General features: G+C 49.4%; 18 protein-coding genes and 1 other RNA gene. 11 read left to right on the top strand and 8 right to left on the bottom strand.

Going from position 1 to position 24,385, the window contains the following annotated elements:
• The first annotated feature begins 3 nt into the window (after positions 1 to 3).
• From B5X72_RS10725 to B5X72_RS10710, 5 genes are all read left to right on the top strand, one after another.
• A complete protein-coding gene (locus B5X72_RS10725) occupies positions 4 to 1,974 on the top strand; it encodes a glycoside hydrolase family 88 protein (RefSeq protein ID WP_079716881.1) in 1,971 nt (656 codons plus the stop codon).
• An 8-nt stretch (positions 1,975 to 1,982) separates the two neighbouring features.
• Positions 1,983 to 3,449: a tagaturonate reductase gene (locus B5X72_RS20565; RefSeq protein WP_245826920.1), complete on the top strand. Its 1,467-nt coding sequence runs from the start codon at positions 1,983 to 1,985 to the stop codon at positions 3,447 to 3,449.
• A 3-nt stretch (positions 3,450 to 3,452) separates the two neighbouring features.
• Positions 3,453 to 5,090, top strand: coding sequence for a UxaA family hydrolase (locus tag B5X72_RS20560; RefSeq protein WP_139378638.1), 1,638 nt, complete (start codon positions 3,453 to 3,455; stop codon positions 5,088 to 5,090).
• A gap of 15 nt (positions 5,091 to 5,105) precedes the next feature.
• Entirely contained in the window at positions 5,106 to 6,521 is a 1,416-nt protein-coding gene (gene uxaC / locus B5X72_RS10715) for a glucuronate isomerase (protein ID WP_079716880.1), read from the top strand.
• Between the two features lie 120 nt (positions 6,522 to 6,641).
• Positions 6,642 to 8,018: an MFS transporter gene (locus tag B5X72_RS10710; protein ID WP_079716879.1), complete on the top strand. Its 1,377-nt coding sequence runs from the start codon at positions 6,642 to 6,644 to the stop codon at positions 8,016 to 8,018.
• Positions 8,019 to 8,107: 89 nt separating this feature from the next.
• Here B5X72_RS10710 and B5X72_RS10705 read toward each other — a convergent pair whose 3' ends face one another.
• Positions 8,108 to 9,880, bottom strand: a complete 1,773-nt coding sequence (locus B5X72_RS10705; protein WP_079716878.1) for a DEAD/DEAH box helicase — start codon at positions 9,878 to 9,880, stop codon at positions 8,108 to 8,110.
• Between the two features lie 164 nt (positions 9,881 to 10,044).
• A complete protein-coding gene (locus tag B5X72_RS10700) occupies positions 10,045 to 11,367 on the bottom strand; it encodes an OmpA family protein (protein WP_079716877.1) in 1,323 nt (440 codons plus the stop codon).
• A gap of 205 nt (positions 11,368 to 11,572) precedes the next feature.
• Here B5X72_RS10700 and alaS point away from each other — a divergent pair, with 205 nt between their 5' ends.
• The 3 genes from alaS to B5X72_RS10680 all read left to right on the top strand — a co-directional run bounded on the left by alaS (position 11,573) and on the right by B5X72_RS10680 (position 16,102).
• A complete protein-coding gene (gene alaS, locus B5X72_RS10690; RefSeq protein ID WP_079716875.1) occupies positions 11,573 to 14,224 on the top strand; it encodes an alanine--tRNA ligase in 2,652 nt (883 codons plus the stop codon).
• The gene (locus B5X72_RS10685) at positions 14,214 to 15,314 is read left to right on the top strand and encodes a TlpA disulfide reductase family protein (RefSeq protein WP_079716874.1); all 1,101 of its coding nucleotides are present in this window, start codon (positions 14,214 to 14,216) and stop codon (positions 15,312 to 15,314) included. The genes alaS and B5X72_RS10685 overlap by 11 nt, the downstream gene beginning before the upstream one ends.
• Before the next feature lie 101 nt (positions 15,315 to 15,415).
• The gene (locus B5X72_RS10680; protein ID WP_079716873.1) at positions 15,416 to 16,102 is read left to right on the top strand and encodes a response regulator transcription factor; all 687 of its coding nucleotides are present in this window, start codon (positions 15,416 to 15,418) and stop codon (positions 16,100 to 16,102) included.
• Positions 16,103 to 16,205: 103 nt separating this feature from the next.
• Here B5X72_RS10680 and hutH read toward each other — a convergent pair whose 3' ends face one another.
• Complete coding sequence (gene hutH, locus B5X72_RS10675) at positions 16,206 to 17,771, bottom strand: histidine ammonia-lyase (protein WP_079716872.1); 1,566 nt, start codon at positions 17,769 to 17,771, stop codon at positions 16,206 to 16,208.
• 204 nt (positions 17,772 to 17,975) lie between these two features.
• On the opposite strand from hutH, the gene B5X72_RS10670 reads away from it, so the two are divergent.
• The 3 genes from B5X72_RS10670 (at position 17,976) to fbp (ending at position 20,371) form a co-directional block, all read left to right on the top strand.
• Positions 17,976 to 18,719 carry a tRNA1(Val) (adenine(37)-N6)-methyltransferase gene (locus B5X72_RS10670; RefSeq protein WP_245826918.1) on the top strand — a complete coding sequence of 248 codons (744 nt, stop codon included), beginning with the start codon at positions 17,976 to 17,978 and terminating at the stop codon, positions 18,717 to 18,719.
• 22 nt (positions 18,720 to 18,741) lie between these two features.
• The gene (locus B5X72_RS10665) at positions 18,742 to 19,236 is read left to right on the top strand and encodes a metallophosphoesterase family protein (RefSeq protein ID WP_079716870.1); all 495 of its coding nucleotides are present in this window, start codon (positions 18,742 to 18,744) and stop codon (positions 19,234 to 19,236) included.
• 106 nt (positions 19,237 to 19,342) lie between these two features.
• The gene (fbp, locus tag B5X72_RS10660; protein WP_079716975.1) at positions 19,343 to 20,371 is read left to right on the top strand and encodes a class 1 fructose-bisphosphatase; all 1,029 of its coding nucleotides are present in this window, start codon (positions 19,343 to 19,345) and stop codon (positions 20,369 to 20,371) included.
• Here the strand turns inward: fbp and B5X72_RS10655 are convergent.
• From B5X72_RS10655 to dprA, 5 genes are all read right to left on the bottom strand, one after another.
• Positions 20,368 to 20,703, bottom strand: coding sequence for a MerR family transcriptional regulator (locus B5X72_RS10655; RefSeq protein ID WP_079716869.1), 336 nt, complete (start codon positions 20,701 to 20,703; stop codon positions 20,368 to 20,370). The genes fbp and B5X72_RS10655 overlap by 4 nt on opposite strands.
• A gap of 125 nt (positions 20,704 to 20,828) precedes the next feature.
• Positions 20,829 to 21,797, bottom strand: coding sequence for a M23 family metallopeptidase (locus B5X72_RS10650; RefSeq protein WP_079716868.1), 969 nt, complete (start codon positions 21,795 to 21,797; stop codon positions 20,829 to 20,831).
• A gap of 210 nt (positions 21,798 to 22,007) precedes the next feature.
• Positions 22,008 to 22,850: an acetyl-CoA carboxylase, carboxyltransferase subunit beta gene (gene accD, locus B5X72_RS10645; RefSeq protein ID WP_079716867.1), complete on the bottom strand. Its 843-nt coding sequence runs from the start codon at positions 22,848 to 22,850 to the stop codon at positions 22,008 to 22,010.
• A 102-nt stretch (positions 22,851 to 22,952) separates the two neighbouring features.
• An RNA gene (gene ffs / locus B5X72_RS10640) (signal recognition particle sRNA small type) lies at positions 22,953 to 23,051 on the bottom strand.
• A 77-nt stretch (positions 23,052 to 23,128) separates the two neighbouring features.
• Complete coding sequence (gene dprA / locus B5X72_RS10635) at positions 23,129 to 24,223, bottom strand: DNA-processing protein DprA (protein WP_079716866.1); 1,095 nt, start codon at positions 24,221 to 24,223, stop codon at positions 23,129 to 23,131.
• Positions 24,224 to 24,385 lie beyond the last annotated feature (162 nt).

The following is a 24,385-nucleotide window of genomic DNA, read 5'->3' as shown; positions in this document are numbered from 1 at the left end:
CCGATGAAGTTAAATCTGAATAATGAGCTGATAAAGTTTGTGCTGCGGAAAGCAGCTTTGAAACCTGTCTTGGTGTGTGGTTTAGTGTTTGGTGCCGTAGGCTGGGCAGGGGCACAGCCGGAGAAATACAGCGAGCGGATGGCGGAGACCGCCATGAAACTGTGGCCCGACTCATTCAGTTTGGGAAAACCAGGTACGCCGGCAAAATGGAGTTATGATTTGGGGGTAATCCTCAAAGGTGTGGAAGCGGTGTGGAAGGGCTCCGGCGATGCCCGGTGGTTTGCTTATATCCAACAGCAGATGGATCACTACGTGCAAGACGATGGAACCATCAAAGCCTACAAGCGGGAAGACTACAACATCGATTTCATCAACAATGGTAAGCTGCTCCTGCTTTTGTATCAGGTGACAGGAAAGGCGAAGTATTACAATGCAGCCTCCCTGCTGCGGGATCAATTGCGTACGCATCCAAGGACATCCGAGGGCGGATTTTGGCACAAGAAAATCTATCCACACCAGATGTGGCTGGATGGCCTTTATATGGGGCAGCCCTTTTTTGCCGAGTATGCCAAATTATTTAATGAGCGGGATGCATTTGACGATATCACTAATCAGTTTGTGTTGATGGAACGCCATAGCCGCGACGACGAGACCGGCCTGTTGTACCATGGATGGGACGAATCGAGGGAACAAGCCTGGGCAGACAAGGCTACTGGCCGGTCTCCGAACTTTTGGGGGCGCTCGTTGGGCTGGTTCGGGATGGCCCTGGTTGATGCTATCGAGCATTTCCCCGAAGACCACCCCGGCGTGGATTCGTTGGCAGGGATCCTTCAGCGGTTTGCAAAGGCGGTGATTGCGTTTCAGGATAAACGTTCGGGTGTGTGGTATGATGTGGTCGACATGGCACATCGCCCTGAGAATTACCTCGAAGCGTCGGCTTCCTGCATGCTGGTATATACGCTGGCCAAAGGCGTACGCCTGGGCTACCTGCCGGAAGGCTATATCAAACAGGCGCAGAAAGGGTACAGCGGCATCTTGAAGACATTTATCTCCGGTCGTGACGATGGCGGCATCAATCTCGAACGTACGGTGGCGGTGTCTGGCCTTGGGGGCTCGGGCCGTTATCGCGACGGTAGCTTTGCGTATTACATGAGCGAGCCGGTGATTCAGAACGACCCGAAGGGGATGGGTGCATTTATCAAATGTGCAGCTGAGATGGAGCTGTTGCCCACACTGGGGCGAGCGAAAGGTAAGACGGTGGTTCTAGACTATTATTACAATAATGAGTACCGTGTGGACGTGACCGGCCGGCAGGTACGTTATCATTACGTATGGGAAGATCAGTCGAACAGCGGCTATTCGTTTCTGGGACACCTCTTCAACCGCTATGGGGTAAGGACGGCATCATTGGAGACGAAACCTGGGGTAGCGACATTGGGTAATGCCGATGTTTACATCATCGTCGATCCGGATACGGAAAAAGAGACAAACTCGCCAAATTTTCTGGAACGCCCTGAAATCGACGTGATAACCGAATGGGTACGGCAGGGTGGTGTATTGGTCCTTTTGGGTAATGATGCCGGCAACGCGGAATTTGCACATTTCAATCAACTGGCCGGGCGGTTCGGTATCCGCTTTAACGAAGACAATGCGCTGTTGGTAAAAAACGACCACTTCCCGGAGGGAGCCGTTCAACTTAAAAAAGGGAACAGCGTCTTTAAAAAACCTTATAGGCTTTTCCTCAAAGAGGTCAGTACCCTGGAGCTTACACCGCCCGCGCGGTCACTCGTCCAAAAGGAGGGAAAACACCTCATGGCTACGGCCAAATATGGCAAAGGGACGGTTTTTGCACTAGGTGACCCGTGGATATACAATGAGTACATAGATGGACGTAAGCTGCCCCCGGATTTTGAAAACTACGAGGCGGCGGATGCATGGGTGCAGTGGTTGCTAGCAAAAGCAAGGAGAAAATAATGCAAGTAATGAAAACATTGAATAAGGATTTATTGCAAACCGGCGCGACGGAGGAACTCCCGGAGAAGGTCTTGCAATTTGGAACCGGGGTGCTGCTCCGCGGGTTGCCCGACTATTTTATTGAAAAAGCGAACCGGCAGCGGATATTCAACGGACGGATCGTAGTGGTAAAATCAACCGGACAAGGCGGTACCGACGAATTTGCTCGGCAGGACGGGCTGTATACGCTACATACCAACGGGCTGCAAAACGGTAAAGAGGTGCGCGAAACCCTGCTGGTGTCTGCTATCAGCAGGGTCTTGCATGCAGCAACGCAGTGGGAGACGATTGCTCAGATTGCGGAACATCCAGATATTTCGATCGTCATTTCCAACACGACCGAGGTGGGGATTGTATTGGATGATCAAGACGATCCCCGGGCTGCGCCGCCATCGTCTTTTCCGGGTAGACTTACCGCGTTGCTTTATCGCCGTTTTGTGCATTTCAATGGCGACCCAGACAAAGGGTGGGTGATATTGCCGACCGAACTGATCAGTGACAATGGAGCCACATTGAAGTCGATTGTATTGGAGTTGGCCCGCCGGCACGGATTGGGAGACGAGTTTGCTCGTTGGATAGTGGAAGCTAACGATTTTTGCAACACATTGGTCGACCGCATCGTACCGGGAAAATTGCCGGAGAATGAGGCGGAAGAAGCAGAAAAGCAACTGGGCTATCGTGATGCGTTGGCAATCATGGCCGAGCCATTCCGGCTCTGGGCGATCGAGTCGAATAATGATCGCGTACACGACCGGCTCGCTTTCGCCCAAGGGGATGAGGGAATGATCATTACTCCGGACATCAGCAAATTCAAAGAACTCAAACTGCGCCTATTAAACGGAAGCCATACGTTCTCGTGCGGACTGGCCGTCCTTTGCGGCTTTAGTACAGTTAAAGTTGCCATGCAGCATGATGGGTTTGCACGGTATGTGCGGCGGTTGATGTTCAGGGAGATAGCCGACACAATAATTGGCAACGGGATTTCGGAGGCGGAGGCACTTGACTTTGCAGCGAACGTCATGGATCGTTTTGCAAATCCTTTCCTGGATCATGCTTGGCAAAGTATCAGCTTAAACTACACGTCGAAGATGCAGATGCGTAATGTGGCGTCCTTGGAACGGTTTATACGCAAGAACCGCGCCGTACCGCGATGCATGGCATTGGGTTTTGCCGCCTACCTGTATTTCATGCAAGGAACCCACCAGGTTGCCGATGAGCACGCAGGCTGGTTGGCCGGCTTGTGGAGCACGGTCGATGGAGAAGAATTGGTCGTTGAGGTGCTGCGCAACGAAGACCGGTGGGGCATGGATCTGAATGGTTTGCCGGGGCTTGCTGATGAGATCAGGTACTTTCTGGTACAACTCCAGCAAAAAAATGCGCTAGACGTGATACAAGAACTGAATGAAGAAATGGAGTTGAAACTACAAAATAAGTGAGCAGTGCAGGTATTGAAAGTGCATCCGCAGGATAATGTGCTGGTAGCGTTGCAAGATTTAAAGAAAGGGACACGATTGACCTATGAAGGTGCCGTGTATTCATTGCAGGAAGATATTCCGGCAAAGCACAAGTTTTTTGGCAGACGGCTGGACGCCGGAGAGGCGGTCATCATGTATGGTGTCATCGTGGGAAGGGCGCAACATGAGGTGACGACCGGGCAATGGATGAATACAGGTAACGTAAAACACGATACTTCGCCCTATGAGTACCATCCTTACCGATACGTTTGGAACCCACCGGACGTGTCACGGTTTGCAGAACGTACTTTCATGGGATACCATCGGAGCGACGGCCGGGTGGGCACGGCCAACTATTGGCTGTTTATACCAACGGTGTTCTGTGAAAACCGAAACTTGGATGTGATACGCGAGGCGTTGCACAACGAGCTGGGGTATGCGGTCACGGATAAATACAAAGCCAAGACGCGTATCCTGCGGGAATGGTACGAACGGCAGAACGATGTATCGGAAGTAGACCTCACTGTACAGGAATCGGTGGTGCCGGTGGACCGGCTTTTCAAGCATGTGGATGGTATCAAATTCCTTAACCACCAAGGCGGATGTGGTGGTACCCGGCAAGATGCTGCGGTGTTGAGTAAGCTGCTCGCTGCATATGCCAACCATCCCAACGTAGCGGGGGTTACGGTGTTGAGCCTGGGATGCCAGAATTTGCAGGTTCGTGACTTCGTGGAAGACCTTAAACAATTGAATCCTACATTTGATAAGCCGCTTTTGATTTTTGAACAACAACAGGCGGTTAGCGAAGAACAATTGATCACAGCGGCCATCCACCAAACGTTTATGGGACTGGTGGAGGCGAATAAGCTGTTACGCCAGCCAGCGCCGTTGCATAAACTGACTATTGGTGTGAAGTGCGGCGGCAGTGACGGCTTCAGCGGGATTTCAGCCAATCCGGCCGTGGGGTACTGTGCCGATCTCCTGGTGGCGCTGGGCGGAACGGTCTTGCTGGCGGAGTTTCCAGAACTGTGCGGCGCGGAGCAAAATCTGCTTGACCGGATGCCTGATGAACATGCCGCCCGTAAGTTTATGGCGTTGATGCAGGCATATGGAGCGGCAGCAGAGCGGGTAGGGTCCGGATTCCATATGAATCCTTCCCCCGGAAATATCAAAGATGGGCTGATCACCGATGCCATCAAAAGCAACGGTGCCGCCAAAAAGGGCGGCACATCACCGATCGTCGATGTATTGGATTATACCGAACAGGCAAATAAACCCGGATTGAACCTGGTATGTACGCCGGGTAACGATGTGGAAGCAACCACCGGAAAAGCGGCCAGCGGAGCGACCCTGATTTTGTTTACAACCGGATTAGGTACGCCTACGGGGAATCCCGTATGCCCGGTGATCAAAGTGGCGACCAACAGTAGGCTGACCGAGCGTATGGGGGATATCATTGACATCGATTGCGGGCCGATTATCAATGGCGCAAAAACCATCGCAGAGATGGGCGAAGAAATTCTTGAATACTGCATAAAAGCGGCTTCGGGTGAAGTGATACCTCATGCGGTAAGACTTAATCAGGATGATTTTATTCCCTGGAAACGAGGAGTGTCTTTATAATTTACGAATATAGGTATGAAGAAGTTTTTAGACGAGCACTTTCTGTTGAACACAAAGACAGCGCAGACGCTGTATCACGACTATGCGTCGGCTATGCCCATCATCGACTACCATTGCCATTTGCCGCCGCAACAGATTGCCGAAAACACCCAGTTTGAGAACATCACCAAAGTATGGTTGAATGGTGATCACTACAAATGGCGGGCGATGCGCACGAATGGTGTGGATGAACAGTATATCACCGGTGATAAACCCGACCGGGAGAAATTTCGTAAATGGGCGGCGACTGTGCCTTATACCATGCGGAATCCGCTGTATCACTGGACACACCTCGAGCTGCAACGCTATTTTGGGATCACGGATCTGCTGAATGCGGATACGGCCGACCGGATTTATGACGAGACCCGCGAAAAATTGCAGTCGCCCGAGTACCGGGTGCGGGGGTTGCTGGACAAAATGAATGTCAAGGTCATCTGCACAACGGATGATCCGGTCGATTCGCTCAATTTTCATCAGCAGTTGAAAGATGAGGGGTATGAAATACCTGTTCTGCCCGCTTTCCGCCCTGATATGGCCATGAACCTGGATGATTTAACGAAATTCCAACGGTACGTCTCCCGGCTGGAGGAAGCGGCAGGAGTATCCATTGCCTCGTACGCCGATTTTGTGGAGGCTCTTAAGAGACGCCATGATTTCTTTGCAGATATGGGCTGTTCGGTGTCTGACCATGGCCTTGAGGAAATTTATTGTGACGATTTTACGGACGAGGAGGTTAATCGCGTATTCAGAAAGGCGCTGAACGGAACCCCCCTGGACAATGGCGAATGCCGGAAAATAAAATCCGCACTGTTGCTGTTGTTTGGACAATGGGATGCAGAAAAGAATTGGGTACAGCAATACCATTTGGGTGCTTTGCGCAACAACAACTCACGGATGCTGCATAAACTTGGCCCGGATACCGGCTGGGATTCCATCGGTGATTTTAGCCAGGGCCAGACGCTTTCGAAATTCTTGAATCGGCTTGACAGTCGTGATCAGCTGGCCAAGACAATTCTTTACAACCTAAATCCCGCCGATAATGAGTTGATGGCGACCATGATTGGCAACTTCAACGATGGCTCTATTGCGGGGAAGATCCAGTTTGGATCAGCATGGTGGTTCCTTGATCAAAAGGATGGGATGATTAAACAAATGAATGCACTCTCCAACATGGGGCTGATCAGTCGTTTTGTCGGCATGCTGACGGACTCACGGAGCTTCCTTTCGTTTCCCAGGCACGAGTATTTTAGACGGCTTTTATGCGATCTGTTTGGAACGGAAATCGAGAACGGCGAACTACCGAATGACATCGAATGGATAGGGCAAATGATTCAGGATATATGCTATCACAATGCCAATCGGTACTTTGGTTGGGAAGGAACTTCGGCTTAGCAACGAAAACGATTTCGCAAAAATTCCGGTAGTAAAAGGTGGTAATTAACGAAGTCTTCCTATCTTTGGATGGCGTAAACGTTTACGCGATATAAATCTAATCATCTTGATACTTATATTATGACTCCAACACAGCCAGTAGGCAGATACCGATGGACGATCTGTGCATTGTTGTTTTTTGCCACGACCGTTAACTATTTAGACAGGCAAGTACTCAGTTTATTGCACCCTACCTTGGAGGAGGAGTTCGGGTGGTCCAATACGGATTATTCCAACATCTTGGCGGCTTTCCAGTTTATCTATGCCTTGTCAATGTTGTTCGTCGGACGCATTATCGATCGTTTGGGAACCAAGTGGGGGTTTGCCATTGCCATCATCGTTTGGTCGGTTGCTGCCATTGTACACGCGGTTGCGATTCCCATCGGCGAAGGGGCTGTCAGCTTGTTGGGGGTATTCGGCATCACAGGACTCTCGGTATCTGTGGTTGGTTTTATCATTGCCCGGGCGTTGCTGGGGTTTGGCGAATCAGGCAATTTCCCCGCTGCCATCAAAGCGACGGCGGAATACTTTCCCAAGAAAGATCGGGCATTTGCTACCGGTATATTTAACTCGGGTTCCAACGTGGGCGCTATTTTGGCTCCGCTCACAGTGCCTTGGATGGCGCTGAACTGGGGGTGGCAGAGTACCTTCGTCGTCATTGGCGCAGTAGGGTTCCTGTGGCTCATTTTCTGGTTTTGGTTTTATGAGAAGCCTGAAAAGCAAAAGCGGCTGTCGGTTGCTGAGCTTGCTTACATACAAAGTGATGTGGAGGTCGTGGACGTGCCTGCTGACCGGGAGGAAGAAAAAGCCGAAAAAGTGCCCTGGGTCCGTTTGTTGGGGTACCGCCAGACGTGGGCATTTGCTGCCGGGAAATTCATGACGGATGGGGTTTGGTGGTTCTTTCTGTTTTGGTTGCCGGCATACCTGAAGGCACAATACGGTATGGAAGGCGTAGCGATTATGCTTCCCCTTGCAGTGCTTTACAGCATGACCATGTTCGGGAGCATCGGCGGGGGCTGGTTTCCCAAGTATTATATCAATAAAGGCTATTCACCCTATGACGGGCGTATGAAAGCTATGCTGATCATCGCATTGTTTCCACTTGTCGTGTTGGCTGCGCAACCGCTGGGAGGAATCAGTTACTGGATTCCTGTCGTGTTGATCGGTGTCGGTGCATCGGCGCATCAGGCGTGGTCGGCCAATATCTTCACGACTGTATCGGATATGTTCCCCAAGATTACTGTAGCTTCCGTGACCGGTATCGGCGGCATGGCGGGCGGCTTGGGCGGTGTGGTAATGAGTAAACTTGGCGGTGCTGTTTTCGACCACTATGCGGCAATTGACCGTATTCACACCGGGTACACCATCATGTTTTCCATTTGTGCGGTTTCTTATCTGATAGCCTGGGTGATTATGAAGTCGTTGGTGCCGCGGATGAAATTGGTAGACCTGAAATAGCGTGTAATACGGGGGTCAATAAGCAATAAAAAGAAAAAGGGCTTGCACGGTGTTCCGGCAAGCCCTTGTTTTGTGATATACGTTATTGTCTACCAACGGCTTTTTTCACGGCGTTTCCCGCCAAAATCCCGGAAACCACCACCGCTTTCACGTTTACGGCGTCCACCGCTTTCCCCGCCTCCGTTGCGGAACGATCGGGTACGCTTTTCGCCGCCTCGGCTATCACCGCGTCCTTCACCAGCGTTTTCCACACGTACGGAACGTCCGTTGAAATCAACATTCTGAAAGCCCCGGAACACCTTGTCAACAGATGAATTTTCAACTTCAAAAAATGTATATACACCTTTGAGGTCTATCTTGCCAATAGCTTTTCCGCTGATATTTGTCGTGTTGCAGATATAACCGAGTATGTCTCCGCGCGTAAAATCGTCTACCGAACCGAGGTTGATGAACAGCCGGGTGTAATCCGATTTATACCCGTCGCGGCCAAAGCGTTCTGCTTTTCCTCTGCGATCACCGCTACGTGCCTCGTGGGCATCCACGTTGAGGTCCGGTGCGTTTTGATAGTATTCCAGGAACCGGTTGAATTCAAGGGAAGCAAAACGCTTAATGATTTCTTCTTTGCTCAAATCGGCAAAACTTTCCATGATTTGGGGCAGGTACCGATCGATGTGATCGTCATTGACGGCTACCTCGTGTACCTTGTTGATTAAAGCAAAGAGTTGCTTTTCAACAACCGCATCGCCTTTCGGTACCTCCATTTTAACGAAGGGTTTGCCGATGACCTTTTCGATTTGGCGGATTTTGCCCAGTTCTTTCAGGTTTACCAAAGAAATGGAAATACCCGTTTTCCCTGCGCGGGCGGTTCGTCCGCTACGGTGCGTGTAATTTTCAATTTCGTCAGGCAACGAGAAATTGATGACGTGGGTCACATCGTTCACGTCGATGCCCCTGGCGGCCACATCCGTGGCAATAAGCAGTTGAAGGCTCCTATCCCGGTAGCGTTTCATCACTTTATCGCGCTGCTGCTGCGACAGATCGCCGTGCAGCGAGTCCGCATTGTAGCCGTCTTTGATGAGTGCTTCGGCGATTTCCTGCGTTTCTACCTTTGTACGGCAAAATACGATGCCGAAAATCTCAGGATTGGAATCTACGATGCGTTTGAATGCAGCGTACTTGTCGCGAGCACGCACCACGTAATAATGGTGCTCGATGTTTGCGTTGCCGCTGTTTTTGGTGCCTACGGTCAGTTCAAACGGATCGGTCATGTAATTTTTGGCAATCCGCCGCACTTCGGCTGGCATAGTGGCTGAAAACAGCCACGTTTTCTTCTCGTCCGGGGTGGTAGACAAGATATTGTTGATGTCTTCCTGAAAGCCCATGTTGAGCATTTCATCGGCTTCGTCCAACACAACATACTTCACGTTGGAGAAATCGATGGCATCACGGCCGATGATGTCCAGCATGCGGCCAGGGGTGGCCACGACAATCTGTACACCTCGACGGATCTGCCGCAACTGGTCGCTGATGCTCGCGCCACCGTAAACGGCGACGACATGCACATTCGGAATGTTCTTGGCAAATTTTTCGATGTCTTTCGCAATCTGCAAACACAGTTCGCGGGTTGGGCATAGTACCAACGCCTGCGGGTGTTTTTGCGAAAAGTCCAACAATTCTAACAATGGCAAGCCAAAAGCTGCGGTTTTGCCGGTACCGGTTTGGGCTAATCCGACAAAATCGTTGCTGCCTGTCAAAAGTACGGGAACGGCTTGTTCCTGAATGGGAGTAGGTTTTTCAAACCCTAACTCTGTGATGGCATTAACAATATCATGACGGATCCCCAGTTCAATAAATGGGTTCATCAATATGTTTAATTACAATAGGCACTATTGCCTAAGGCGGTGCAAAGGTACGGTTAATAAATTGGAATTCAAAATTTAATATAAGTAAGAAAACCGGGAATCGGAAGGTTGGAAGACCACATGGGACTTCCAACCTTCCGACTACCGGTTTTGGGATTCCCAACTTAGTACAACGTAAACTCTACCCTCCGGTTTTGTTGGCGGCCTTCCGCTGTGTTGTTACTGGCGATGGGTTGCGTCGGCCCGTATCCCGTGGCTTCTATGCGCGATGGATTGGCGCCTTTGCTGACGAGGTATGCCTTCACCGCTTCCGCACGTTCCTTCGATAGGCGCATATTGGTTTGCATGGAGCCGGTGTTGTCTGTATGGCCAGCTAATTTGAGGCTGAAGTTTTTCTCAATTAATAACGCGGCAACTTTATTCAGGCTGGCGTGCGATGAGGGACGAATGGTCGCTTTCCCAAGATCAAATTCCAGGTTTTGAATCGCTTCATCTACGACGCGGCGGTCTTCTTCGGTCACAACCACTTGTTGCACGACAGGCGCTTTGGGTTCAGGCAATGGGCATCCTGCACCATCTACTTTTGTGTTTTCAGGAGTATCCGGACACTTGTCATAACGATTGGCTACACCATCCCCGTCGTCATCGGCTAAGTCTGCATACAACCGCTCCATTTGAGCCTGTAATTTTTCGTTCTCAGCTTGCTGCGCTTTCAGTGCTTCTTTTTGTGCGACCAAGTCGTCGTATTGAGCCAAATATTCTTTCTGCATGCTCGATACTGGATTGCTGTTCGCCAAAACTGGTTTTGACTTGTTGCCCAGTGCAAATTCAACACCTACATGGGCATAGGAAAAGAGGTCTTTCGATCCTCCGCCGCGCACACCGTCAAAAGTGGTTGATTGTACCAGGTTCATCCGGTAGCCCAAATCGATGTTGATATCAGGTGCAACGGCAAATTTCAACCCCAGGCCTGCAGGAACAAAAAGTTCGGTAGTCGAGTCATAGGTCGCTGTGATGCCATTTATTTCGGTGGTGGGCTCAAAACCCAATGCACCCAGGCCAACGTTTAAGTATGGCTTAATGAGTCCTTGATGATGCCGCCAGTTGATGTTGGCCAGTGTGACGTGGGCTGATAATGCCACGGACCAAGGCAGCTTGGTCTCAAAAGAGTTGTTATTGTCTTTATAGGCACCTGTTACTTTCCCGCCCATATATTCAGCTTGAATGCCGAAACCGGGGAGGATTTGCCTTTTTACATATACGCCATATCCAAAATTGTGCTCTACCTTATCGAACCTGCGTCGTAGACCGATGAGGTTGGATTGATTTAGAAGGCCGCCATGTACACCAATAGACCAAGTCCGGTACTCGGATTCGGGTGCAAAAGGTTTTACCTCATTGATTGTGGGGGTTTGGGCAACAAGTTGGGTAACGGCGAGTATCCCTGCTGCAGCAAGGGCGCCGGCTTTTTTTACGTTCATTTTCATGCGGTAATTTATTAAGCGATAGTTTTGATTTTGGAAGCGATTAAGCAATTAGCTTGCCATTTTTTGTATTTTACGTGAAATGTTTGATTTGGCTGCGCCAAAAAGTGCGTTTCGGCATCTTTGCCGGTGGCAGGCCGCTTGTACAAATTGCATAAACAGGCAATTTTGCCTAAGTTTGCGAAAAATATCAAACGCATTTTTTCAAATGACAAGTAGGGAAATCCGCGAAGCTTTTTTGGCTTTTTTCAACGATAAGGGGCATCAGATAGTACCGTCAGCACCGGTGGTTATCAAAAATGATCCCACGCTGATGTTTACCAATGCTGGTATGAACCAGTTCAAAGATATCTTATTAGGGGAAGCACAGGCCCTGTATCCCCGTGTTGCGGATACCCAGCGTTGTCTGCGCGTCTCCGGTAAACACAACGACCTGGAAGAAGTGGGGATAGACACTTACCACCATACCCTGTTTGAAATGCTGGGCAACTGGAGTTTTGGTGATTATTTTAAGAAAGAAGCCATTACATGGAGCTGGGAGCTCCTTACCGAGGTGTACAAGCTGGATAAAGACAGGTTGTACGTTACCATCTTTGAGGGCGATCCAGCAGATGGTTTGCCGAAGGATGAAGAAGCGTATAACTTTTGGAGCGCGATCATCGCCGAAGATCGTATTCTTCTGGGCAACAAAAAAGATAATTTCTGGGAGATGGGGGATATTGGCCCATGCGGCCCGTGTTCGGAAATCCATGTGGATTGCCGCCCGGACGCCGAACGCCAGACCGTGGATGGCAGGACCTTGGTCAATGCTGACCACCCGCAGGTCATCGAAATCTGGAATCTGGTGTTTATGCAGTTTAATCGGCAGAAAGACGGATCCCTGAAGCCACTGCCGGCCAAGCACGTCGATACCGGGATGGGGTTTGAACGCCTCGTACGCGTCATCCAGGGCAAGGCGTCGAATTACGACACGGATGTGTTCAGGCCCATCATCAACTACATTGCGGAGCGGGCAGGGGTGTCTTATGGTGCCAACGAGCAGACGGATATCGCAATGCGGGTCATGGCTGACCATATCCGTGCGATCAGTTTCACCATTGCTGACGGGCAGCTTCCATCCAACAATAAGGCTGGTTATGTCATCCGCCGTATTTTGCGCCGGGCCGTGCGGTATGCCTATACGTTCCTGCACTTCAAGGAGCCGTTTTTGCACGAGTTGGTGCCGCTTTTGGCCAAGCAGTTTGAGGGGGTATTCGACGAGTTGTCCGCGCAGCAGGAATTTGTGCAGAAGGTGGTGCTCGAGGAAGAGCAATCGTTTTTGCGTACGCTCGTTACCGGCGTGCAGCGCTTTGAAAATTACATTGGCAATGGAGACGCTAAGATGATTGATGGCGGCTTTGCCTTTGAGTTGTATGATACTTACGGTTTTCCGATTGATTTAACCGGACTGCTGGCACGTGAAAAAGGATGGACGGTTGACATGCAGGGTTTTCAGCAAGCGCTGGAAGCTCAAAAAAGCCGATCCCGTGCTGCTACGGCTGTCGATACAGGCGATTGGGTGGTTTTGCGTGAAGAAGATCAGGTGGATTTCGTCGGCTACGACCAATTAACGTGTCATACCGAAATCCTGAAATATCGGAAAATCAGTACAAAAGGAGTGGATCAATACCAGCTTGTGCTTGCTAAAACACCTTTTTATGCGGAAGGTGGTGGGCAGATGGGCGACACCGGCGTATTAATCGTGGCCGACACCGGTGAACAACTAGCCATTACGGATACCAAAAAGGAACACGGATTGATTGTGCATTTTACGCCGCACTTACCTAAGGATTTGTCCGCTACGTTGGTGGCCAAGGTTGATGTTGCCAAACGACGTGAAACAGAAGGTAACCATTCCGCCACCCACCTGCTTCATGCCGCATTGAAACAGGTGCTAGGTACGCATGTAAACCAAAAAGGGTCATTGGTGAATGCGGAATACCTGCGATTTGATTTTTCGCATTTTGCCAAAGTCAGCGAAGAGGAACTCTTGCAGATCGAACGTATTGTCAACGCAAAAATCCGCGAAAATATTCCGTTGAAGGAAGAACGGGATGTGCCGTTCCAGCAAGCTGTTGATGCCGGCGTAACGGCATTATTCGGTGAAAAATATGGTGATAGGGTGCGGGTCATTACCTTTGACGACCAATTTTCGAAAGAATTGTGCGGTGGGACACACGTCCGTGCTACCGGCCAAATCGGCTTCTTTAAAATTGTAGCGGAAAGCGCAGTGGCTGCCGGTGTAAGGCGAATTGAAGCGATTACGGGAAGCCGTGCGGAGCAGTTTATCTATGAACAGATTGATATTGTCAGTAAGTTTAAGGAGTTGCTCAACAACCCTAAGGATTTCGTCAAAGCGCTGTCGAAGGTAGTCGACGAGAATAGCCACCTGAAAAAGGAAATCGAACGGACCGTGGCCGAACGAGCGCTTAGCCTTAAACAGGATTTAGCAGCCAAGGTTGTGCCTGTGAATGGCGTTAACTTCCTCGCCGAAAAGATAGACGTGCCCAACGCGGATGCGGTGAAAACGCTGGCATATGCGCTGAAAGGCTATGTCGACAACCTCTTTCTGGTGCTGGGGACGGTAATCGGCGACAAGCCGGGGCTTACCGTTGTCATTTCGGACAATCTGGTCTCAGACCGGGGCTGGAATGCGGGTGTAATTGTACGGGAGCTAGCCCGGGAGATACAGGGCGGTGGTGGCGGCCAGCCGTTTTACGCGACGGCTGGTGGTAAGGACGCAAGTGGCTTGGACAGGGCTTTGGTTAAGGCAAAAAGTTATGTGGACGATCACACAAAGGTTATCAAAGATGACGAATAATATTGCAATCTTATTGGGATGGGTAAGCGTGCTTTTTCTGGCCTGTTCAGGCAACGAAGCATTTACGATCGACGGGCAAATCGATAACGCTGGTAACATAAAGACCGTTCTGCTCTATGAAGGCGATCGGAAGTTGGATTCGGTGTTCTTAAATGAAAAGGGAGCATTCCGGTTCCGCCGCGCAGCATCACATCCCCGGCTGCTGACGCTGGAAGCGGGAATTAACAGGTATCACGTTATCCTGCAAAACGGGGACCAGCTATCTTTTCGCGCAGACCTGACGAAGGATAGCGACGATTATGAAATTTCCGGTTCGCCGCTGTCGGAAAAAATAAAGAGCTTTGCCGGCACTATAGCCGAAAAAGAGCGCTTTCAGGAGGAGCTTGAAACATCTTTTGCGAGCCAGGCGGTGGGGCTGGATGATACGGCACTGATGAACCTCAGGCAGCAATTCCTTCAAAAATATCGCGAACGTATGCAACAGTATACGAAATCCGCGGTACAGTTTGCCAATCAGCACGACGATTTGGCCGGGTTCTACGCAATGAGTACCTTGGATGCCGAACTTGCAGAAACAGAATTGATTGCGTATGCCGACCGCATTGCCGGACGGTGGGATGATAATGCACGAGTACGGCAATTTTTAGAGGAAATGGCACGATTGAAGCGACTGGCCGTCGGGCAGCCCGCTCCCGATTTCGAGTCGCTTACGCCAAATAACCAGCCAATAAAGCTATCTGATTTCAAAGGCAAATATACGCTTGTCGATTTCTGGGCATCATGGTGCGTGCCTTGTCGTGAAGAAAACCCAAACATCGTTAAGCAGTATCATGCGTATAAGGATAAAGGGTTTACTGTGTTGGGAGTATCGCTCGATGGTAACCCCGGGGCTTGGATGCGTGCCATCCGCGATGACGGATTGGAGTGGACACAGGTTTCTGATTTACAGCAGTGGGGGAGCGAAGTAGTGGGGCTTTACCGAATACAGGCCATCCCGACATCCTACCTGCTTGATCCCCAGGGGATCATTATCGCTAAGAATTTACGGGGCCCCGACCTCGAAGCCTTTTTGAAGAAAACATTGGATTAGTGCTTCTTTTTTGTTAAAGCAGCGGTGTTGTTTAACGATTTATTAATGCTGGTTTAACCATTATTTGTCATTAAGTACATACTTTAGCAAAAAATAACACCATGAGTACCGTAAAACAAAAGATATTGGTGGTAGACGATGAGCCGGATATCGTAGAGTTAATTGCTTATAACCTTAAACGCGAAGGCTACCAGGTCTATACGGCGTCAAACGGCCAGGAGGCTGTGACCACGGCAAAGAAAGTCATGCCCGATCTGATTATCCTTGATGTCATGATGCCTAAAATGGATGGCATTGAGGCCTGTCGCATTATGCGGGCTATGCCCGAGTTTAAAAGTACGTTTATGGTATTTTTGACGGCCCGTAGCGAAGAATACTCTGAGATAGCTGGGTTTAATGTAGGTGCTGATGACTATATTGCCAAGCCAATCAAGCCACGCGCCTTGTTAAGCCGGATTAATGCCATCCTACGCCGCAATGCACAGCATGAAGAGCTCCCGAACGAAAAGCTTGAGATTGCCAACCTCGTTATCGACCGAGAAGCGTTTTTAGTGTTCAAAAACGGTGAAAAAATAGTGTTGGCCAAGAAAGAATTTGAGCTGCTCTACCTGTTGGCATCCAAGCCGGGTAAAGTGTACACGAGGGAAGTGATCCTAAAAAATATCTGGGAGGACTCAGTGGTCGTGACAAACCGCACTATCGATGTTCACATCCGCAAACTGCGTGAAAAAATAGGCGAAAGCTATGTTTCCACCGTGAAAGGGGTGGGTTACAAATTTGAGGCTTAGGCCGTTCTACCTTAAAAATCGGGCATGCCGCGATCTTCGCTATACCAGCCATTACCCAGTTGGGGGAGCAGTAATTTTTAATTGAGCTATCTTAGCTCGTCATTCAAGAAAGGCTGAAGGCTTCGTAAACCGTTTTGTTGAGATGGTAGCCGTATGTTTCTGCGGCTTCATTTGCCCGGTGTACGAATGTGCCACTGCTGATCAGTTGTTTAAGCGTTTTGATATCATAGGAAAAGATGCGGTCACTGTCAGCAAAAGGTACTTTGCTCCTCACCAGTTCATGACATGCCTCCAATACCTCGGACGACTTAAGCGGTCGACGAAAGTCTATGGCCTGTGCAGCATACAATAGTTCTATTGCAAGAATATATTCGAGGTTATCAATGACCTTGTTTAGTTTGCGCCCGCTGATGGAGCCCATGGACACATGGTCTTCCTGGCCCAGTGAAGTGGGAATGCTGTCAGCGCTTGCCGGAAAACAAAGCGTTTTGTTCTCGGACGCTAGAGCCGCCGTGGTGTACTGGGGGATCATGAATCCCGAGTTTAGCCCTGCATCCTGGATAAGTAGCTTCGGAAGCCCGTACCGCCCTTCGATGATGAGGTAGCTCCGGCGGTCGGCAATATTGCCCAACTCAGCTGCGGCTACGGTGGCGTAATCAAGGGCTATTGCCAAAGGTTGTCCATGGAAATTTCCGCCACTGATGGCATCATGTGCGCCCAGGACAATAGGATTGTCGGTCACCGCATTGATTTCTATCTCGGTGAGCTCTTTGAGGTGGAGCCATGCCGTGCGCGAAGCACCGTGCACTTGGGGCATACAGCGCAGCGAATATGGGTCTTGCACCCGGCCGCAATCAGGATGAGCGTTGGCGATTTCAGATTTATGAAGCAATTCCCATAGCCGGTGGGCGACCAATTGATTGCCCGGGAAAGGCCGGATTTGGTGCAAGCGGGCGTCAAATGGCTTGTAGGAGCCCATCAGCCCTTCGAGCGACATGGCACCGATGATGTCAGCCGCTTCCAATGCATTATGCATCCGGTATAGCGCATGGACAGCGTGTGCTGCAATGAATTGCGTGCCGTTAATCAGTGCCAGTCCTTCTTTGGGGCCAAGCTGGATGGGTGGCATCCCCTGTGTACTTAACGCTTCCTCCGCAGACATGATGTAGCCCTTGTAATACACCTCGCCAAGGCCAATAAGCGGCAGAAAGAGGTGGGAGAGCGGGGCGAGGTCACCTGATGCGCCGACCGATCCCTGTGCTGGAACGACCGGGATGATATTCTGTTCAACCATCCAGATGATTCGTTCAAGCGTTCGCAGCCGTATACCCGAGTAGCCCTGTGCCAATGACTGCACTTTGATGATCATCATCGTTTTCGCCATTTCCACAGGAAGCATGTCGCCGACGCCGACGGCATGGCTTTTAAGTAGGTTATGCTGTAATTTGGCGGTGTCTTCAGGCGAAATAATGGTATCGCAAAGCGGGCCGAACCCTGTGTTGATTCCGTAGACGACTTCATTCTGCGATACAATGCCTTCAACAAACGCCGCAGATTGGTCAATCCTGTGCCGGGCTTTGGCAGATAATGTACCACTCATTTCTCCGCGCGTGAGCGCCATGGCCGCCTCAATCGTTAGCTTGTCTGTACCGTATCGAAAACTTTTCATCTGGTTCTGTCTAATTTGCCTTTACCACCGCTAATCCACATCAACCATCGTTTTTTTTGATAAAGATCAATTGTTTTAGATCGAGGAAGAACATCGGAACACATCACAGCCTGTAAAATCCACAACCCTTCATTTAGCGTTCGTACAATGTTAGAAACTATCCACGAATTTATCAAATTAAATAACAAAAGCACATAAGATGCTTTGAACTATTCCGCTAACTTTGCGGACATCAATATGTCGGTATTCAGGTTTAAGCGATTTGCTGTTGTTCAGGCGGGGTGCGCCATGAAAATCAACACTGATGGTGTGCTACTGGGGGCTATGGCGACAAGCCCTAGTCCTGGGCGTGTGCTTGATATCGGAACGGGTACAGGGGTTATCGCGTTGATGCTTGCTCAGCGCTTTCCTGAAGCAGTGGTTGATGCGATCGAAATTGATGCGCTGGCGGCGAGCGTCGCCCGTAAAAATTTTGAATCGTCGATTTTTGCGGCGCGTACAACAGCATATGCCGTAGCATTGGAAGATTTTGAGCCAACGCAGCCGTATGATCTGATGGTGTCGAATCCTCCCTACTTTTTATATTCGCTGAAAAATCCCGATCTGCGCAAGCAACTGGCCAGGCATACCGATATGGCCTTTTTCTCGGATTTATTAGACCGATCCGCTCGCTGGCTTAGCCCGGGAGGAAGCCTGCAGCTTATACTGCCCGTCCCTTTGGCTGAACAAGTCAAACAAAAAGCCGTAAAAGAGTTTCAGTTAGTCTTGCAGGGGGAACGAAATATCCATTCCTTTGAATCGGCCCCAGCCATACGCCGGGTATTGGCAGTCGGTAAAGCACCCTATGAAGCAATGTGGGATCAGCCGGACTTTGTAATTTATGAAAACAAAGGAGTCTACAGCCGAGCGTACCACAGGTTGCTGGAAGACTTTTTCCTGACACGTTAAGAATCGCTATATTAGCAGCAGTATGACCAGAATCGGATTACTTTCAGATACGCACGGTTACCTCGACGAGGCGGTATTCAGGCATTTTGAATCATGCGACGAGATCTGGCATGCCGGTGATTTCGGGGATATTGCCGTTGCTGACACGCTGGCCGCTTTCAGACCACTGAAAGGCGTATATGGTAATATCGATGGGCAACAAATCCGTGCAACATACCCTGAAACGCTACGTTTTACCTGTGAAGCGGTGGATGTCTGGATCACCCATATCGGAGGATATCCAGGACGCTATAGCCCACAGGTAAAGGACGCCATTCGCCGTTACCCACCTAAACTTTTTATCTGCGGTCACTCGCATATCCTCAAAGTGATGTACGACCAAAAGTTACAATGCCTGCACCTCAATCCGGGTGCGGCTGGCAAGCAGGGCTGGCATAAGGTTCGTACGCTTTTACGATTTAGCATCGACGGCAGCCGTATTGAGAATTTAGAAGTTATTGAGTTAGCAGGAAAGTAAAGGATAGTTTTACACTAAGATATTCTTAAATCGTCGTTTTATTGGTTTTTGGTGTATATTTTTGTGTTGTTTGAAATCAAATTCTTTACACTAACTAATGTTGACTATGAGAAAGGTGACTACCCTCGGCCAATTCATTATCGAAAAACAGGCGGACTTTCCTTACGCCAAAGGCGAACTGTCAAGGCTTTTACGGGACATTGGCATTGCCGCAAAAATTGTAAACCGGGAAGTCAATAAAGCCGGGCTCGTCGATATTCTTGGAGACAATGGTACGGTTAATATACAAGGGGAAGGCCAGAAAAAACTGGATGTATATGCCGATGAGCAATTTATTTCTGCTTTGCGCAGCGGCGGCGAATGCTGCGTGGTAGCCTCCGAAGAACACGATGACTGTATCCTTATCCATTCTGAAATATCAAAAAACGCTAAATACATTGTTTGCATCGACCCGTTGGATGGCTCGTCGAATATCGATGTAAACGTGTCGGTGGGTACCATCTTTTCGATTTACCGGCGCGCAACGACGGAAGGGACCGTATGTCTGGACGAGATTCTTCAAAAAGGAATTTACCAAGTAGCGGCCGGATACGTGATATATGGGTCTTCCACGATGCTGGTATATACAACAGGCAAGGGAGTCAACGGCTTTACACTGGATCCTTCTATCGGGGAATTTTGCTTGTCTCATCCTGATATGCAAATGCCCCGCGATGGCGTGATTTACTCTATCAACGAGGGGAACTATATTAAATTCCCGCAGGGTGTTAAAGATTACATTAAATACTGCCAAGTGGAAGATAAGGCTACGCAGCGGCCGTTTACTTCGCGTTACGTCGGCTCTATGGTTGCGGATATCCATCGCAATCTCATTAAGGGAGGGATTTTCCTTTATCCTACCACTTCATCTCATCCGCAGGGCAAGTTGCGGTTGATGTATGAATGTAATCCGCTAGCCTTTATTATCGAACAAGCTGGCGGAAGGGCTACTGACGGGCACCGCCGGATACTGGAAATCCAGCCGGAGTCGTTGCATCAACGCACGCCCATTTTTATCGGAAGCACTGACATGGTCGAAAAAGTAGAAGAATTTATTCGTCTTTCAGCTGCATCGGCGAGCGGGGAAAGCGACTAAAGGCTATCCCGCACTTCCAGTAAAAAGGCTTTTAGCCGCTGGAGGGAGTCGATAACCCGTTGGTTTTCGCGCGCTTCGCTTTTATTGTTTTTCAAATAATCACGTGCACCTTGAAGGGTGTAGCCTTTGTCTTTGACTAAGTTGAAGATGATTTTTAAATTGGCAATGTCTTCGGGGGTGAACAAGCGGTTGCCTTTTTTATTTTTTTTGGGTTGTATGACGTCGAATTCACGTTCATAAAACCGGATTTGGGAAGCATTGACGCCAAACATGGCCGTCACTTCGCCCATTGTGTAGTAAAGTTTGTTTATTTCGCGCTCTTTATATGGCATGCTACGAAAAAGAATACAGTAGTACGTGTTGCAAAGATACAATTACACTTGAATTATAGCACAAACCACATGCCGTTTTTATATTCCCGTTTTCCTCCCCGGCATCAACGATCTTGTTCATCCTGTTAGTCAAAGGACTGGTTCTCCTGTGAGGCTGCTTCCAGTATAGCAACGTACTCCGCAGGCGTCAGGTCGTTGTAAATGAAGTTGATCGGATTTACGGGCTTATTGTTTTTATGTACCTCATAGTGCAGGTGAGGGCCTGTCGAAGTGCCGGTATTTCCTACGTAGCCGATGAGGTCGCCACGTTTCACTTGTTGACCTACCTTTACGGTAAACCGGCTCATGTGGCCATAAAGTGACTTGTAATTATAACCATGGTTAATGATGATGCGCCGTCCGTATCCGCCGTCAATACCAGCTGCCTCGACTTTGCCGTTGCCCGTGGCATATATGGGCGTGCCCACCGGCGCCGTAAAGTCGATGCCGGCATGCATCTTCCTGATTTTATATACCGGGTGTATCCGTACACCAAAGCCAGAGATACCGCCGCGGATTTTCCGGTTATCCACCGGTTGGATGGCTGGAATACTTGCCATCATTTCCGCTTTGGATTTAGCCATTTCCGTTAAATCATCGTATGACTTCGATTGCACATATAGGGCCTTGGATATCTGGTCAAGCTTTTTGGCCGTTTCCACCATGAGATCGGAGTTGCTGAAATGTTCAAGGTTTTTATAGCGGTTTACACCACCAAAGCCGGCCTTCCGGACATCCGGGTCAATGGGGTCGGCTTCAAAGATGACGCGATAAATGTTGTCGTCACGGTGCTGCATGTTTTCCAATGCGGCATCTATCTGTTTTAGGCGCTCCTGCATAATGTTATATTGCAAGGCCATTTGGTCTATTTCCCGCTTGAGCTGTTTTTCCTTGGGGGAATCAATAACTGTAAAACCGACATAGAGTAGAAACACGCCGCAAGCAAAGGAGCTCGTGAGAAATCCAAGTGCTCGCAACGCCCAGGTTCTGGTGCTTGTTTTTACTTTCTCGTACTTTAGGGTATGTGAGTTGTAATGGTACTTCGTTTTCGCCATTCGTGTTGTTTTACGATTAGTCTTGTAATGGGGTATACGGAGTTTGATACAAAGGCACTTAGTTTGAATGCCGCAAGTACGCAAAAAAATCTTAAACTTCAAAACAAATCTCCTTGTTTTGTGTTATTAATGCCCTCGCGTAAGGGCATACCCCACCCATTGGGAGTAGATGCCCTGTTTTTTGCTGTTGAAGAATGTCTTGCGTGTGACTTATCTGACCATACTTAGGAATAAGGCAATTTTTTGCTTAAGCTGGCGGCGATCGACAATGAAATCAAGAAAGCCATGTTCAAGCAAAAATTCGGAAGTCTGGAAGCCTTTTGGCAGATCCTTTTTAATGGTCTCTTTGATTACCCTTGGTCCAGCAAAACCAATGAGCGCGCCCGGCTCAGCGATGTTTATATCGCCAAGCATGGCGTAAGAGGCCGTTACGCCGCCAGTGGTAGGGTCTGTCAGTAGGCAGATATAAGGTATTTTAGCTTCATTCAGAAGTGCCAACTTGGCGGAAGTTTTAGCCATCTGCATAAGGGAAAAAGCAGCTTCCATCATACGTGCGCCTCCAGATTTGGATATCAACATGAACGGAACCCGATGCTTAAGGCAATAGTCGATGGAGCGGGCTATTTTTTCGCCGACTACAGATCCCATCGATCCGCCAATGAAGGTAAAATCCATACACGCCAATACCAGGTCTTGTCCATCGATTTTACCATGTGCGCAACGGATCGCGTCATTCAATCCTGTTTTGGCGTAACTCTCTTCCAGTCGTTCGGTATATTTTTTAGTATCCTCAAAGTGTAGGGGATCGCCGGAACGCAGGTTGGCGAACAGTTCCGTAAACTGGTTGTCATCAAAAATAATCGAAAAGTAAGCCGCGGAACCAATGCGTAAATGGTAGCCACAGTAGTGGCATACATACTTGTTTTCAATCTGTTCGATGTTCAATAAAGGCTTTTTGCAGGATGGACACTTATTCCATAGGCCATCAGGTGCTTCCTTTTTGTGCTCGGTAGCCGTACTTATTCCGGCCTTTTCGCGTCTAAACCAACTCATGCAAATCGTCGTTATGGGATGCAAACTTAGATAAACTTGCGTTGATATGCAAATGCTGTTGTATGGATAGTTAGGTGTTGTGATGAAGGGGTATAAATAAAAAATGGGCAAGCTCCTTTTATCGCACCGCTACAACCCGATACCCTTGCTGCGTTCCCACCCTGGGGGATTCTCGGGGAGCTGGTCGTAAAAGACTTACCCACCGCAAAAGTAGCAAAAATCGGGATAAGGAGCAATAAAAATTGCTTTTGTTTTCAATCGGTTGATTTTCAAGCCAATCATATGGCGCGATAGATTTTGCCTGGGAGCGCGGCAATCACACCTTTTAGCTCCATTTCGAGGAGTGTAATCGCTAGTTTGCTTTGGGGCCACTGAAGTTTCAATAATAAGTCATCAATGGCCATTTGGCCGGCTGCCTGGATAGCGTCGTATACACGTTGCTCCGGCGCGCCGAGGGAGATGGGAAGCTCAAGTTGACCGGAGGACGTCCGCTTGGCTTCAGGCTCCCAGTTCATAAGGTACGCCAAGTCTTTTACACTGGTGATCAAGTGCGCGCGGTTAGTTTTAATCAAGTAATTGCAACCCGCGGAAAACGCTTGATTCAAATTGCCCGGAAAAGCACAGACATCGCGGTTATAGGTATTCGCAATTTCGGCAGTGATAAGTGCACCCCCTTTGGCCGCGGCTTCTACGACGATCACGACATCAGCTAAGCCGGCGATGATTCGGTTGCGCATGGGAAAATGCTGCCGATCAGGCTTAGTGCCAGAGGGAAACTCGGTGAGTAAGCCGCCGCAATCCAACATTTTGGCCGCCATCTCACGATTTGCGGCTGGATAAATGCGATCGAGGCCGTGGCCCAGCACACCGATGGTCGAAATCCCATGAGTAAGCGCATTGCGGTGAGCGAAGCTGTCTATACCGTAGGCCAACCCGCTGATGACAGTGGTATGGTAAGGCAAAAGCGCTTCAATAAACTCGGAGCAAACGGCTTTCCCATATGAGGTTGCGTTGCGTGTCCCTACGATGCTCACCATGCGTGCCGCATTGAGGTCGGCGCATCCTTTGTAATAAAGTAATAACGGAGCATCCGGACATTCGTCGAGGCGTTTAGGGTAATCCTTATTCCCCGAAAAAAGTACTTGAATACGGTGTTTTTCTACGAAACGTAGCTCATTTTCCGCTTCATGGAGCGCCCCGGCGTGCAAAATGGCGTCTGCCAAGTGGCCGCCGATTCCAGGAATAGTGGTCAATTCCTGCTTTGAAGCGGAAAATACGGCTTCTGCGTTCCCAAAACGAGAAACCAGGTGTCGGCCGAGTATGGGCCCTATACCTTTCACTTTCGTCAATGCAATTTGATGAAGCAGGCTCATAGGATTGGGCTAATATACAAAAATTGTTTGATTAATGGAGCTTGCCAAAACAGCAAAGCAGGGCAACCGCATTAAAGGTATCAGTGGGTTAGTGTATAGGGTAAGGTATCCGTGCCCCAACAGGCGCGTCGATATGCTGCTCCGCTGATCAGGAACAGCATA

Source organism: Parapedobacter luteus, from assembly GCF_900168055.1.
Taxonomy (GTDB): domain Bacteria; phylum Bacteroidota; class Bacteroidia; order Sphingobacteriales; family Sphingobacteriaceae; genus Parapedobacter; species Parapedobacter luteus.
This window is presented reverse-complemented; position numbering and strand designations above follow the sequence as displayed.